The 16557-nt window shown below is 41.2% G+C and carries 5 protein-coding genes; 4 read left to right on the top strand and 1 reads right to left on the bottom strand.

The features are described from left to right. Positions 1 to 68: 68 nt before the first annotated feature. Entirely contained in the window at positions 69 to 635 is a 567-nt protein-coding gene (locus ACFG4S_RS05050; protein WP_392533754.1) for a phycobiliprotein lyase, read from the top strand. A 334-nt stretch (positions 636 to 969) separates the two neighbouring features. On the opposite strand, the gene ACFG4S_RS05045 is transcribed toward ACFG4S_RS05050, so the two are convergent. Further along, positions 970 to 2490, bottom strand: a complete 1521-nt coding sequence (locus ACFG4S_RS05045) for a site-2 protease family protein (protein ID WP_392535911.1) — start codon at positions 2488 to 2490, stop codon at positions 970 to 972. A 244-nt stretch (positions 2491 to 2734) separates the two neighbouring features. Here ACFG4S_RS05045 and ACFG4S_RS05040 point away from each other — a divergent pair, with 244 nt between their 5' ends. The 3 genes from ACFG4S_RS05040 to ACFG4S_RS05030 all read left to right on the top strand — a co-directional run bounded on the left by ACFG4S_RS05040 (position 2735) and on the right by ACFG4S_RS05030 (position 16548). After that, on the top strand, positions 2735 to 3466 hold the full coding sequence (locus ACFG4S_RS05040; protein WP_392533753.1) for an MBL fold metallo-hydrolase: 732 nt from the start codon (positions 2735 to 2737) through the stop codon (positions 3464 to 3466). Positions 3467 to 3621: 155 nt separating this feature from the next. Further along, positions 3622 to 9918, top strand: coding sequence for an AAA family ATPase (locus tag ACFG4S_RS05035; protein ID WP_392533752.1), 6297 nt, complete (start codon positions 3622 to 3624; stop codon positions 9916 to 9918). Positions 9919 to 10662: 744 nt separating this feature from the next. Then, positions 10663 to 16548, top strand: coding sequence for an AAA family ATPase (locus ACFG4S_RS05030; RefSeq protein WP_392533751.1), 5886 nt, complete (start codon positions 10663 to 10665; stop codon positions 16546 to 16548). Positions 16549 to 16557: the final 9 nt, after the last annotated feature.

Genomic DNA, 16557 nt, shown 5'->3' with positions numbered 1-16557 from the left:
GCCTCGTTTTACCTTTTAATAATAATTAAGTGGGAATTTTAGCATTTTAATGCAGGGTAATTTGATTCATGAATATTGAAGAGTTTTTTCAGTTAAGTGCTGGTAAATGGTTTTCCCATCGTACTATTCATCATCTGGCTTTTAATCAATCTGAAAATGGCAAGTCAGATATCATCATTGAGACACTGGCAACAGATCATCCAGAAGTAAGCAAATTGTGCCAGCAGTACGAAATTAATCCTAGTTCGGCCTCCTGTGCCCTGAAAGTCAGCTGGAACACTACGATGGAACTGAATCAAGCAAAAGATAGTGGTTCAACTGTATTAGTTTCAATACCTGATGCTAATAATCCCACCCAAGGCAAGTTACTGCGGGAAATAGTTAATCACAAGAAAATTCCAGTTGCTGGACGCTATCAGATAGATAGTGATGGTGCTTTAACCCTAACTACAGAAGATGAAACCATGAAATCTGAGGAGCGTCTGTGGTTTGCTAGCCCGAATCTGCGAATGCGGGTGAATGTCTTAAAGCGCTTTGGTGGGTTTAGTATCACTTCCTTTACTTCTGAGATTCGTATGGGTGGTTTTCCACCTGCGGCGAAGGCCTCCGAAGCAGCTAATTCAGTATCAAGCTAGTTTTAATACAAAATATTGCCTCCAAAAAACCTTACTGTGTATACGCAAGTCAAAAAAACTGAACCACATTAGCTTTAATAAGGCTTACACAAACAATAACTGTATGGGTAAGGGTAATTCATCCATTACCCATACAGTTATTTAATTTGGTAGTTAGCGTTACGCAGTAGATAACACCCTCTACGTATCTTTTCAAACATCAAATAAGCTATTATGCATTTAGCTTGTACATTTATGTGATGATGGTTGACGGTTGACCGATAACCGATAACCGTCAAACGTCAACGATTATAAAGAGTGTTTATATAATTTTGTTTCGCTGTGTTGATAGTTGTTAAATTTGCAAAAAATTGGCGATCGCTTGGGGTAACGGCAAAACAATAATAACCAACAAAGCCATTGCTAGTAATCCCCAAATGTCACGACCATTATCCAATTCAGTGACATCATTTAGTGCAGGTTCATCAATCAACGGCATAAATAATAAAATAATCGCCCACAACAAAAGTTCTTCCCGAATCAAAGAAAGTAATAGTAACAACACACGAGCTATTTGACCAATTACAATTGCGGTTCGCTGTCCAAACATTGCATGAACAATGTGACCTCCATCTAATTGTCCTACAGGCATTAAATTCAACGCCGTGACAACTAATCCTAAAAAGCCAGCTACTGCAACTGGATGCAAGTCAAGAGCAGATTTTGCTGTTAACTGACTTCCCAAGGCTAACTTTGAGAGTAGCGCTAATAAGATAGAATACTTGGGATTGAGGGCATCAAAATCGAAAACTTGGGTTTTTTCTGTTAAGGAAACCACATCAGAATGAGCCAAGCCCCAGATTAGTAAGGGTAAGGTGATAACAAAGCCCGCAAGTGGGCCAGCAATGCTAATGTCAAATAAAGCCTTGCGGTTGGGAATAGGACTACGCATTTGAATGAATGCGCCAAAAGTTCCCAAAAATAAAGGTATGGGAATAAAGTAAGGCAACGTAGAGCGAATATTGTAAAATTTAGCTGTTAGATAATGCCCAAGTTCATGAGTACCCAAAATACTCATTAGTCCTAAGGCATAGGGTAAACCCTTGAGCAGAACATTTGGGCTAAATAAAACTTTGAGGAAAGATCCCATTTCTCTTGTTGGTGGGAGGGAAACACCAGCAATTTGTACTCCCACCAAAGTAGTAGTTAGCAAAGTAACTACTAGTAGTAAAAGAGCTAATCTCGGTCTAGTTAGCTGTTCCTGGTCGCGTCGTGGTGTATTTGTCTGTTTAGCAGCTTGAGTATTGGGAACTAGTACAAAGAAAGGTTTACCATTGAAACCTTCTTGAAAAATCAACAGAAAGCGATCGCCAAATTGTGCTTCAATATTAGTCTTAATCTGCTGGTAAGCATTGCTGGCTTTAGTTCGCAACTGACCACGACAAATGACCGCTTGTGGTCGATACTCAATATTTTGAACGTAGTATACAGACCAAGGAAAACAATTTCGCAGTTGGGTTTCTTCCCTTGGTTCAATGGGACGGGTTGTTGGTTCTGGGGTAGGTTGCATAGTCAGCGCTGATTCTGAGGCTTGGGCTTGGGGTGGGTTCTGTGTATCTCTAGGCGATCGACGCCCCCATTTAAACAATATTGAGTATAAGAGTATGCAGACAAATAAAGACCACATGAACAGCCCTGGTGGCGGAGGTTGTTTCACCCCATATATCGCCGTCCATCCAGTCAAAATAAATGCTGGTGTCATTAAAACCAACCACAATAACCATACTGGCGTCCTGGTGATCTGAGCGACGCTGTGCTGCACCATTAGATAAGTAGCTAGCCCTAGTAGGAGGAGAAACAAAAACCAAAATGCCATATTATCTTCACTAATTTTGACAGAACGCCCCACCAGTAGCTTTAGCACCATAGCATTAACTACAAGGCAGACCTCAAAGGGAATTGGGTATTGGGAAAGAAATTCTTTTAAGATTTGCTTGGCGTACTAATCTTCATACAAATCTTCCCCAGTCCCCAGCGATGCACTGAGCTTGTCGTCGAAGTGTCCCCATTACCTCTTATCCCCAGTTCCTAGTCCCCAGTCCCTAGTCGGTTATTTTATTATGTTCCCTTTACCTCAACAGCCAAGTCAGACAACTAAGCCACCACGGGCTGTTTTTCCTGACGAAATTCCTAGCAGAGATTCTCTGCAATCAGACTTCGCACAACAAAGCATTTTTGCTTTTCCACCCAATCGGGATACATTAGGGGGAACTTCTTATTTTATTGTAAGAAATGAAAGTAATATCCTCATAGATTGTCCTAACCTAGACCAAACAAATCAAGATTTTTTAGCAGCACATGGAGGCGTTGGTTGGTTATTTCTCACCCATCGCGGCGCTATTGGTAAGACTGCTGAATTTCAGCAAATCTATGGCTGCAAAGTGCTGATTCAAGAGCAAGAAGCTTATTTATTACCAGGTTTAGCGGTAACTACCTTTAATCAGGAATTTACTCTCGATGCAGCAGTCCAAGTCATTTGGACACCAGGTCATTCTCCCGGCTCATCTTGCCTATACTATAGTAAGCTGGGAGGTATATTATTTTCTGGTCGCCATTTAGTCCCTAGTGAGGAGAGTAAACCAGTACCATTACGCACAGCGAAAACCTTTCATTGGCCTCGACAAATTAATAGTATTCGGTTCTTATTAGAACGTTTTACACCAGAAACTCTCCAGTACATTTGTCCCGGAGCTAACACAGGCTTTCTTAGAGGCAAACGCATGATAGATCAAGCTTATAATCATCTGGCATCTCTGGATTTACAAGCTTTGCTGCGGATACCATCCGTTTAGAGGCAGGGGGTAGGAGGCAGGACAACGAGAGAAAAAAAACTCTTAAATCAGCACTCCCAATGCCCAACGCCCAATTTAACTTTTCTAACGTTTGTTAACCAAGATATTGTCCTGGGAATTATAACGCTAGTATAAAGAAATTCTCGTAAAAATTTATGAGCGAAAAAGTTGATGGGGATGTCAGGTTTGCTGGCTACCAAGTTATAGAGCAACTTTATTCAGGTTCTCGTACCCAAGTATACCGAGCAATACGAGAATGCGATCGCCTACCAGTTGTCATCAAGCTCTTAAAACGAGAATACCCTACCTTCAGCGAACTAGTACAGTTTCGCAACCAATATACCATCGCCAAAAACCTAGATATTCCCGGCATTATCAAACCCTACAGCCTGGAAGCTTATTACAATGGCTATGCCCTAGTCATGGAAGACTTTGGTGGCATTTCCTTACGGCAATTTACTCAAGGAAAAACACTAACACTAGAGCAATTTCAACCCATAGCTTTGCAACTGCTAGACAGCTTACACCAGTTACATCATCATCGGGTCATTCATAAAGACATTAAACCAGCCAACATTCTGATTCACCCTGACAGCAGACAAATCAAGCTGATTGACTTCAGTATTGCCTCGCTCTTACCACGAGAAACTCAGGAGCTCCAAAGTCTCAACGGACTGGAGGGAACGCTAGCGTATCTGTCGCCAGAGCAAACTGGGCGGATGAACAGAGGCATTGACTACCGCAGCGACTTCTATTCATTAGGTGTGACTTTCTTTGAACTACTGAGTGGACAATTGCCCTTTGAGTCTTATGAACCGATGGAGTTGGTGCATTGCCACATTGCCAAACTTCCACCCTTAGTCTGCGATTTCAACCCGGATTTGCCCTTGATGCTAGGAGAGATTATCCGCAAACTGATGGCAAAGAACGCTGAAGACCGCTATCAGAGTGCGTTGGGACTTAAACATGACCTAGTGACCTGTTTAGAACAGTGGCGAGAAACAGGCAAACATACCTGGTTTGAGTTGGGACAGCGAGATATTAGCGATCGCTTTCTCATCAGAGAAAAACTCTACGGACGGGAATCGGAAGTACAGACCTTACTAGAGGCATTTGGTCATGTTGCCAATGGTGGTTCCCAACTGATGTTGGTGGCAGGTTTCTCTGGCATCGGTAAAACCGCAGTTGTTAATGAAGTGCATAAGCCGATCATCCGGTGGAACGGCTATTTCATCAAGGGCAAATATGACCAATTCAACCGCAATATTCCTCTGTCTGCCTTTGTCCAAGCCTTTCGTGACTTGATGGGACAGTTGCTCAGTGAAAGCGATACTCAGCTAGAGCAATGGCAGAGTAAGATTTTAGCGGCAGTTGGAGAGAACGGGCAACTTCTAATCGAGGTGATTCCGGAACTAGAGCAGCTGATCGGCAAACAGCCTCCGATCGCAGAACTATCGGGTAGTGCGGCACAGAACCGCTTCAATCTGCTGTTCCAAAAATTCATTCAAGTCTTCACCACAAGAGAGCATCCGTTGGTAATGTTTCTCGATGACTTGCAGTGGGCAGATTCGGCATCGCTGAATTTGCTGAAGCTGTTAATGGCTCAGAATGATTGCAGCTATCTATTCATTATTGGTGCATACCGCGATAACGAGGTATTTGCAGCTCATCCACTGATGTTGACGTTAGATGAAATTGAAAAGGCATCTTCTGGCGTCAATACTTTGATTTTAGCTGCGTTGAAGATAGCAGATGTGAACCATTTAATCGCCGACTCTCTCAGTTGCCCAACTGAACAGGCATTGCCGTTGACAGAGTTGGTTTATCAAAAAGCCAAAGGCAATCCCTTTTTCACGACTCAGTTTCTAAAAGCGCTGTATGAGGATGGGTTAATTAGCTTTGATTGGGAGGCAGGTTTTTGGCAGTGTGATGTGGCGCAAGTGCAATTGCTTGCTCTCACCGATGATGTGGTGGAATTTATGGCACAACAACTTCAAAAATTGCCTGACATCACACAAAATGTTCTAAAACTGGCAGCCTGTATCGGCAATCAATTCGATTTGGCGACGTTGGCGATCGTTTCTGAAAAGTCGCAGATAGAAGCGGCTGCAAGTTTATGGAAAGCCTTACAGGAAGGTTTGATTTTACCCCAAAGTGAAATTTATAAGTTTTATGTTGGGGGAGAACATCAACCAGTTACCCAACAAAATTCTGAGATTGTTGCATATAGATTTTTACATGACCGGGTGCAACAAGCGGCATACTCCCTAATTCCTGGCGATGAAAAACAACCCGTTCACCTGAAAATTGGACAGTTACTCCTGAATAACACTCCGGAAAGCAATCGGGAAGAACGCATTTTTGAAATCGTCAGTCAACTCAATGTTGCAGTTGACTCGATCGCTCAATCAGCAGAACGTCGAGAATTGGCGCAATTTAACCTGATGGCAAGTCGCAAGGCAAAAGCGGCGACTGCCTATGCTGCCGCCTGCAAATATGCTCAAGTAGGCATTGGGTTACTTGCCCAAAACAGTTGGCAGCATCAGTATGAGTTAACCCTAACACTACATCAAGTTGCCACAGAAGCCGCCTATCTGAGCGGTAATTTAGAGCAGATGGCAGTCTTTGCGAACCTTGTCCTAAACCACGCCAAAACCCCATTAGATCGAATCAGCGTTTATGAGGTGAAGATTGAGGCATTCATCGCTCAGGGTGAATTTACCGAGGCGATCGCAGCAGCACTTGCGATTTTAAAGCAATTGGGAGTGGAACTGCCCGCAGCGCCTACCCAGGATGATGTGGCAACTGCCTTTAGTATCGTTTCAGATGCGATTGGAGAGCGGTTACCTGCCGAGTTACTCAACCTCAGCCAAGCAAGGGATGCGAACATCCTGGCGGCGGCTCGAATTTTGACATCGGTAGCACCCGGCGCTTATGTGGCTGTGCCACCCCTGTATTTACTGGTGATTTTAAAAAAGGTTTATCTGTCTGTCGTGTATGGCAATGATTCAACCTCGACTTTTAGCTATGCCTCTTATGGGATATTGATGTGTGGTGTGGTCGGAAACGTCGAATTAGGTTATGAATTCGGTCAGTTAGCCCTCGACCTACTTTCACGTTATCAAAATTCTGAATTAAAAGGGAAAACTTTATTACTAGTGTATTTGTACACAAGACATTGGAAAATGCACCTGGGTGAGATATTAAATCCCTTGCAGATGACCTATTGTAGTTGTTTAGATGTGGGTGATTTGGCTTTCGCGGGCTTCTCTGCGTATAACTACGGTTTTTACTCCTTTTTTGCCGGACAGAATTTAACGCAACTGGAGTCTGATATTGCTGGATATTGTGAAGCACTCAAGCATCTCAAGCAAAATCTAAGTCTGACTTATTCCCAGTTGATTCGACAAGTTTTGCTCAATTTAATGGGCGATGCAGATAACGTGTTGGTGTTGAACGGTGCAGCCTACAATGAACAGCATCAACTTCCATTACATGAAGCAGCAGGCGATCGCAGCGGATTAGCATTGCTGGGGATTCATAAACTGGTTGTGTCCTATCTGTTTTCAGACTTTGAACAAGCCGTAGAACAGGCTAGGCAGGCAAGACAGTATTTGGATGCTGTCCTTGGTTTCGTATATGTACCGAGCTTTCATTTTTATGAGTCTTTAGCTCAACTAGCATGGTTTGAGCGACTTCCAACCCCAGAACAGCAGCAGGCAAAGGAATGCATCGCTGTCAACCAAGAAAAACTCAAATATTGGGCAATTCATGCCCCGATGAATTTCTTGCACAAGTTTCATCTAGTCGAGGCGGAACGAGAGCGAGTGCAAGGCAATAAAGTCGAGGCAATAGATTTGTACGATCGCGCCATTACCGAAGCCAAAAAAAACCATTACATCCAAGAAGAAGCGCTGGCCAATGAACTGGCAGCTAAATTTTACCTCGACTGGGGTAAACAACGGATTGCCCAGGAATACATAACCCAAGCCTACTACGGCTATGCTCGTTGGGGTGCTAAAGCCAAAGTCGCCGACTTGGAACGACGCTATCCCCAACTTCTCACCCCTATCTTAGAGCAAACCCGTGCTCACCTTTCAACTAACGAAACTATCTTTACATTGGGGAGTGTCACCTCAGTCACTTCCGCCACTTCCAGCAGTAGCGTCTCTGTTGCTTTAGATTTGGCTACCATTCTCAAAGCATCCCAAACCCTTTCTGGGGAAATCGAACTCGAAAAACTGCTCTCAGCATTACTGCATATCGTCATTGAAAATGCGGGAGCTGATAAGTGTGCGTTCATGCTTTTGGAGTCAGGACGTTTACTGGTTCAGGCGCTAGCACAGCTTTCCGCAAGCGTTGTCCAAAACCAGACTGCTAAAGTCGATTTTTACCCGATGTTGCTCAACCCACAGTCTGTTGAAGACTCTATTGATGTGCCAATTGGCTTAATTAATATCGTCAAACGCAGCTTACAATCAGTGGTGATTATTGATGCCACGAGAGATCCGCAATTAATCAATGACTCGTATATTCAGCAACAGCAGCCCAAGAGTATCTTGTGTAGTCCGATTTTACATCAGGGTAAGTTGCTAGGTATATTATATCTGGAAAATAATTTGGTAACTGGAGCCTTTACAAGCGATCGCGTCCAACTACTGAATTTACTTTGCGCTCAAGCTGCAATTTCTCTAGAAAATGCCCGACTTTATCGACATTCCCAGAACTATGCTCAACAGTTGAAACAATCTCTGGGGAAATTACAGGCTAATGAAATTCGTTTCCAAAATTTGGCCAATAATATTCCTGGTATGGTGTACCAATTTCGTCTAGCTGCTGACGGTTCAACTTCAACACCCTATGTTAGCTCTGGCTGTTTGGAATTATATGGGTTAGCGCCAGAGCAGGTGATGGCAGGGACGCATAGCCTTTACAAGATGAATCATCCTGACGATCAATCGGCTATTGCCCAAGCGATCGCCTATTCAGCCCAAACTCTGACACCATTTGAAGTACAATGTCGGATTATTTTACCTCCAGAAACAGTAAAATGGGTTCGATCTACTGCTCGGCCAGAACGACAACCTGATGGCGCCATCCTATGGGATGGGGTGATGATTGATATTAGCAATGCCAAAGAGGCCGAAGCATCTCTAGCCAAAGAACGAGAGTTTTTGAATGCCATAATTCACAATATTACCGATGGAATTGTTGTTTGTGATGCTAGTGGCAAATTGACTCTATTTAACAAAGCAACTCGTGAATTTCATGGCTTACCAGTAGAATCATTAGCAGCAGAACAATGGGCAGAACATTTCGATCTCTATCAACCGGATGGGCAAACACGTCTATCAACCACGGAAATTCCTTTATTTCGCGCCTTGCAAGGGGAAATCGTCGAAAATGCCGAAATGATAATTGCACCAAAGCATGGTTTGAGGAGAATTTTGTTAGCTAGCGGACAAGCAATCTTCGATTCTTCGGGCAATAAACTCGGTGCCGTGGTTGTGATGCGAGATATTAGCGATCGCAAACTTGCTGAACTTGCCTTGCAGCAAAAATCACTTGACTTAGCACAAGCACTAACCGATCTGCAAAATGCCCAATTACAAATTGTCCAAAGTGAAAAAATGTCTGCATTGGGTAACTTAGTTGCTGGAGTCGCTCATGAAATGAATAATCCCCTTGGTTTTATTGCTGTGAGTCTCAAACTTGCTAAACCTACCATTGCCGATCTTGTTGAACATTTAAAACTCTATCAAGAAAGCTTTCCCAATGGAAGCGATCAAATCAAATACCACGCCGCAGAAATCGACTTGGAATATAGCTTAGAAGACTTGCCCAAGATGATTGATTCTATGACAATGGCGTGCGACAGGCTAAAAAATATCAGTACTAGTTTGAGAACTTTCTCTCGTGCCGATCAAGATTACAAAGTACCTTTCAATCTCCACCAAGGAATCGATAGCACAATTTTAATTTTGAAACATCGTCTGAAGTCTAATGAACAACGTCCAGCTATAAAAGTTGTCACAAATTACGGTAACTTACCTGAAGTAGAATGTTTTCCTGGACAATTAAATCAGGTATTTATGAATATAATAGCCAATGCTATTGATGCCTTAGATGAATCTAATATTGGACGAAGTTTTGAAGAAATTCAAGCCAATCCTAACTGCATTAGAATTACCACTTCCATAGAAAATAACAGCATAACAATTACAATTGCTGATAATGCTAAGGGAATGAATGAAGAAGTTAAGCAGAAAATATTTGACCATTTATTTACTACCAAACCTGTCGGTAAAGGTACAGGATTAGGGTTAGCGATCGCTCGGCAAATCGTTGAAGAAACCCACGATGGAAAATTGAGTTTTAACTCAGTTCTGGGTGAGGGTACAGAATTTATTATTGAAATTCCAGTATCAATTTTGTATGAACATTCTTTATAAAGGAACTCCAAAAAATAAAAACAATGGCTTGAAGTTGCTGACTGTGGTCACTGAATCTCGACTCATTTCGACGCCGCTCAGTGCAAGTCGCTCGATTTGAGCGTTGGTCATTGAGCGTAGTCGAAATGAGCCGAAGTGTTGACTATGAACAGTGGGATATTTTTGATTTGTAAGTCCCTAATTGTTGATGGTTGAGAGTTATTAGTCATCAGCCAAATGTAAAAGTTAAATGTGTAATCCCTCTTTTTTCACTTTCGGGAGAGAATAATCTTGAATGCTTACAGCATAAGACTTTTACCAAAAACCTTGATTTCAGGCATTGTGTTAGAAAATAAACGCTCAAATGCCCGTTATATCTACAGTTGAAAATTTGGCTCTTATTTTTATTTTCTCAGAGTAACAAAAGAGGGGTAATACCAATTTTGTATAAGGTTGCATAAAGCTAAAAACTTTGCTTGGCAATCATTCCAGCCTTCTACAGTTTCATGCATCTTCCCAATAATTTTGTGTAATACCAATTTAACGTGAAGTTGCACATATCTTGATCCCCCTAAATCCCCCTTAAAAAGGGGGACTTTAATAGAGCTTTTTTTGGTTCCCCCCTTCTTAAGGGGGGCTAAGGGGGATCGAATTGAATTATATGCAGCTTCATAAAAAATTGGTATAACAGTTCATACTGTTAACCAGCTTCCGATATCTGGGAATAATAAATCTGGAAATCTTAAAGATTTAAAAGTATACTATATGCTTAACAATATTGTCAGTATTCCCGGATATCGCATCAGTGAAGAACTTTACAATGGTTCCAGAACCCTAGTTTATCGAGGATATCGAGAAACTGACTCATTACCCGTTGTGATTAAACTGCTGAAAAATCCTTATCCGAGTTTCAGCGAACTGTTATCCTTTCGTAATCAGTATAGTATTGCTAAAAATCTCAACTCATCGCTGATAATACAAACCTATAGTCTAGAACCATATGAAAATGGCTATGCATTGGTGATGGAAGACTTTGGGGGGATTTCCCTCAAGGAATATTTCACCTCACCAGAGACAGGATATGTCGCGTCTCTACAAGAGTTTTTAGAAATAGCGATCGCGCTGTGCAATATCTTAGATATATTGTATCGAGAGCGAATTATTCATAAAGATATTAAACCCGCCAATATTTTAATTAATCCCCAAACAAAAGAAGTTAAATTAATTGACTTTAGTATTGCATCTTTACTACCTCGGGAAACCCAAATCCTAATCAATCCCAATGTGTTAGAAGGGACGCTCGCTTATATTTCTCCAGAACAAACAGGAAGAATGAATCGGGGGATTGACTATCGAACTGATTTTTATTCAGTCGGTGTAACATTTTACGAGTTACTTACAGGAAATTTACCTTTTGTATCTAACGATCCGATGGAGTTGGTACATTCTCATATTGCTAAAATGCCTATGGCATTAGGATTGAGAGAAAAGATTCCCCAAGTACTCTGCAATATTGTGATGAAATTGATGGCGAAAAATGCCGAGGACAGATATCAGAGTGCATTGGGACTGAAGTTTGATTTAGAAAATTGTTTACATCAATTACAAGAAACTGATGAAATTCAGAGTTTTGAAATTGGCCAGAAGGATGTGTGCGATCGCTTCATTATTCCCGACAAACTCTATGGTAGAGAAGCCGAAGTAGAAACTTTACTCCAAGCATTTGAGCGAGTCAGTCTTGGTGCAACGGAGATGATGTTAGTAGCGGGGTTTTCGGGAATTGGAAAAACAGTAGTTGTCAACGAAGTTCATAAACCGATTGTTAGACAACGCGGTTATTTTATTAAAGGCAAATACGATCAATTTCAACGGAATATTCCCTTCAGTGCATTTGTGCAAGCATTTCGGGATTTAATGGATCAATTATTGAGAGAAAGCGATGCTCAAATCCAACAATGGAAAAACCAAATATTAGATGCTGTTGGAGAAAATGGACAGGTAATTATTGAAGTCATTCCTGAACTTTCAACAATTATTGGCGAACAACCACCAGCGATAGAGTTATCAGGAGCAGCGGCACAAAATCGATTTAATTTATTGTTTCAAAAATTTACTCAAGTCTTTACTTGTGTTGAACATCCATTAGTAATATTTTTAGATGATTTGCAATGGGCAGATTCGGCATCATTGCATTTAATGCAGTTATTAATGACTGATACAGGTCATCTTTTATTAATTGGTGCATACCGTGATAACGAAGTCCACTCAGGACATCTATTAATGTTGAACTTGAGTGATATTCAAAAAAATCAAGCAACGATTAATACAATTAATTTAACACCTCTCAGTCAATTACAAGTAAATCAATTAGTTGCTGACACGCTCAAATATCCGGAAACTTTGGCATGGTCTCTTTCTCAATTAATCTATCAAAAAACTCAAGGTAATCCATTTTTTACGACACAGTTCCTCAAGTCACTACATCATGATGGATTAATTCAATTTGATTTTGAGTTAAGCTGTTGGCAATGTGACATAGCGCAAGTTAAAACTCAAGCGATTACAGATGATGTTGTGTCTTTTATGAGTTTTCAATTGCGAAAACTACCCCCATCAACTCAAAAAGTTTTGCAGCTAGCAGCTTGTATTGGCAACTCCTTTGAGTTAGCAAATTTAGCAATTGTTTCCCAACAATCAGAAATCGAAACAGCTACAGCTTTGTGGAAAGCATTACAAGAAGGACTAATTTTACCGATTGGAGATGTTTATAAGTTTTATATCGGGACTGAAACTCTAACAGGTACATCCGAAAATCAAGAGACTGTTACATACAAATTTTTACACGATCGCGTCCAACAAGCTGCTTATTCCTTGATTCCCGATAATCAAAAACAACTGACGCATTTAAAAATTGGGCAATTGCTTTTAAGTGTGATAAGCGAGACAGAAAAAGAGGAAAAAATCTTTGAAATTGTCAATCAATTAAATAAAGGAGCCGATTTAATTGTCTCAGAAACTGAACGTGAAGAATTAGCAAAACTAAATCTCGTGGCTGCACAAAGAGCAAAATCTGCAACCGCTTACATCGCCGCAATTGAATACGCCACTAAAGGAATACAACTTCTCCAAGCAACTTGTTGGCAGAAATGTTATGACATCACTTTGGCTCTGCATGATTTAGCCGCAGAAGTAACTTGTCTGAGTGGTGACTTTCAGCAGATGGAGCAGATCGTTGATGAGGTAGTGCAAAATGCTCGTCAATTACTAGATAAAGTTAAGGTCTATGAAGTCACAATTCTGGCTGAGGTAGCCCAGAGCCAACAGCCCAAAGCCATTAAAACTGCTCTTTCTGTTTTGAAATTATTTGGAATATTGTTTCCAGAGGAACCCACGGAAGCAGATATAACTCAAAGTTTGCAACAGACTCAAGATATATTAAAAGACAAAGATTTTAGAGATTTGCTGGAATTGCCTGAGATGAAAGATTTTCAAGCTCTGGCAGTGATGCGAATTTTAGCAACCGTGACAGCAGCAGTTTATCAAGCCGTTCCCGAACTACTGCCATTAATTGTCTGCAAGCAAGTTAGGTTATCAGTTGAATATGGTAATGCTGCGGTATCAGCACAGGCTTATGCTTGGTATGGAGTAATTCTGTGCATTATTGGAGAAATAGATTTAGGCGATCGCGTTGGTCAACTGGCAATGGAACTATTATCACGCTTCCACAGTAGAGAATTTAAAGCCAGCACCATCAATATGGTTTATCCTTTCGTCAAGCCTTGGAAACATCATATTCAAAATTCACTCACTCCTTTACTCGACGGATACCACAGCGGGCTAGAGATGGGTACTTTAGAATATGCTGCCTACTGTGCTTACAATTACTGTTCGCTGTCCTTTTTTCTCGGAAAAGATTTGTCAATCCTAGAACCGGAGATGAAGGTTTACAATCAGGCATTGGCTCAACTCAAACAAGAAGTTGCTCATAACTATCTGAGAGTCTTTTACCAATCGGTTTTAAATTTAGTCGCTCAGAGCAAGTGTACGTGGCAAATTCAAGGTGTAATCTATGATGAAAAAATGATGTTGCCTTTGCATCAGCAAGCCAACGATCTTTATGCAATGGGAACATTGTATATCAATAAATTAATTCTTTGTTACTTGTTTTATGAGTGGGAGCAAGCAATCAAAGTGGCGGCTGATGCCAAACAATATTTAAGTGGAGTATCCGGCTGTTTTATGGTTCCGGTGTTTCACTTTTACGATTCATTGACTCATCTGGCGATGTTACCCAACGCTCAAAGTAGAGAAGGCGATCGCCTCCCTCAAGAAGTTGTTAGTAACCAGAAAAAGCTAGAACAATGGGCAAACCATGCACCCAGCAACCATTTACACAAATTTTATTTGGTTGAAGCAGAAAAGTATCGGGTGTTGGGGCAGATGTATGAAGCAATGGATTACTACGATCGCGCGATCGCTTCTGCAAAAGAAAACACATATATCCAAGAACAAGCACTAGCAAATGAACTTGCTGGCAAATTTTACCTCAACTGGGGCAAAGAAAAAGTCGCCCAAGGATATATGCAAGAAGCATATTACTGTTACGCACGTTGGGGGGCAAAAGCTAAGGTTGCTGACTTGGAAAGACGCTATCCCCAATTACTTGCCCCTATCCTTCAACAAACCCATACTCCCTTCTCCACTACCGACACAATCTTCTCTGCAAGTATTACATCCACTAATTCCCCTACTTCCCACAATAGCAGTATCTCTGTTCCTTTAGATTTAGCGACTATTCTCAAAGCTTCTCAAAGGATCTCAAGCGAAATCGAATTAGAAAAATTGCTTTCATCGTTGCTTTCTATTGTCATCGAAAATGCTGGAGCTGATAAATGCGTGTTCATGTTGTTACGGGAAGATTCACTAGGCGATACCAAAGCTAAACGCTTGCTAATTAAAGGGTCAATTACCGCAGGGATGGAGCCAGTCGTCTTACAGCGCATTCCCGTTGAGGATAGCCAAGACATTCCCCTAAAGCTGATTTACAAAGTCAAGCACGATATGCACACTACTGTGATACTGGATGCAAGTGAGGATGCAACCTTAGCTAGCGATCCCTATATCATACGTCAGCAGCCCAAGAGTGTGTTGTGTAGCCCGATTTTGCATCAAGGTAAATTGATGGGCATTTTATATCTAGAAAATAATTTAGCAACGGGTGCGTTCACTAGCGATCGCGTCGAACTACTGAATTTAGTTTGTACCCAAGCCGCGATTTCTCTGCAAAATGCTCGACTTTATGAGCGATCGCTAGAAAATGCCCAACAGTTAGAGCGATCGCTTGAGGAGTTAAGCACTGCACAGTCTGTCTTGCAATCATCCCAGCAACGACTCCGGTTATTAGTTGAACAAACTCCACTGGCAGTTATAGAGTGGGATACCAATTATCAAGTGACTGACTGGAACCCAGCCGCAGAAAGAATCTTTGGCTACAGCAAACAAGAGGCTTTGGGTTGTGGATTCAAATTCATCATTCCTCAAAAGATTCAAGCAGAAATGGAGCGAGTCAGCGTCGAAATTATATCGCAGGAGGGCGGCAATTACAGTATCAATGAAAATGTGACAAAGGATGGTAAAATTATCATTTGTGCTTGGTATAACAATCCGCTTGTAAATGCAGATGGCGAGTTAATCGGAGTTGCTTCCCTAGCAGATGATATTACAGAACAGCAAGCTGCGCTACGCGAACGCCAAGTCGCCGAAATCCAACTTCAACAAAAAGCACAAGAGCTAGAAGCTGCTTTACAAAACCTGCAACAAGCACAATTACAAATGGTGCAAAGCGAAAAAATGTCTGCGTTGGGTAATTTAGTTGCTGGTGTTGCTCACGAAATGAATAATCCCCTTGGTTTTATTTCTTCCAGTCTAAAACTTGCTAAACCCACCTTTGCCGATCTTGTGGAACACTTGAAACTCTATCAAAAAACTTTACCCAACAAAAGTGAGGAAATTCTCGCTCATGCCGAAGAAATTGATTTGGAATATAGCTTAGACGACTTGCCCAAGATGATTGATTCTATGTGTATGGCATGTGACAGACTAAAAAACATCAGCACTAGTTTACGTACTTTCTCTCGTGCCGATCGAGATTACAAAGTGCCATTTAACATTCATCAAGGTATTGATAGCACAATTTTAATTTTGAAACATCGTCTCAAGGCTAATGAACAACGCCCTGCTATCGAAGTTGTCACAAATTATAGTAATTTACCGCAAATTGAATGTTTCCCTGGTCAATTAAATCAGGTATTTATGAATATTATTGCCAATGCTATTGATGCCTTAGATGAATCTAATCATGGACGAAGTTTTGAGGAAATTCAAGCTAATCCTAACTTGATTAAAATTACAACCTCAATCGAAAGCAATCTAGTGAAAATTGCCATTTTAGATAATGGTAAAGGGATGAATGAACAAGTCAAATCAAAAATATTTGACCATTTATTTACTACTAAATCTGTCGGAAAAGGTACAGGATTGGGGTTGGCGATCGCTCGTCAAATCGTCGAAGAAACCCACGGTGGTAAGCTGATATGTTATTCGGTGCTAGGAGAGGGAACAAAATTTGTGATTGAAATTCCCGTGCTTTAAAATTCATTG

The organism is Nostoc sp. C117 (assembly GCF_043099735.1).
Lineage (GTDB): Bacteria > Cyanobacteriota > Cyanobacteriia > Cyanobacteriales > Nostocaceae > Nostoc.
Note: the sequence above shows the minus strand (reverse complement) of the source record. Positions and strands in the feature narration are given on the sequence as shown.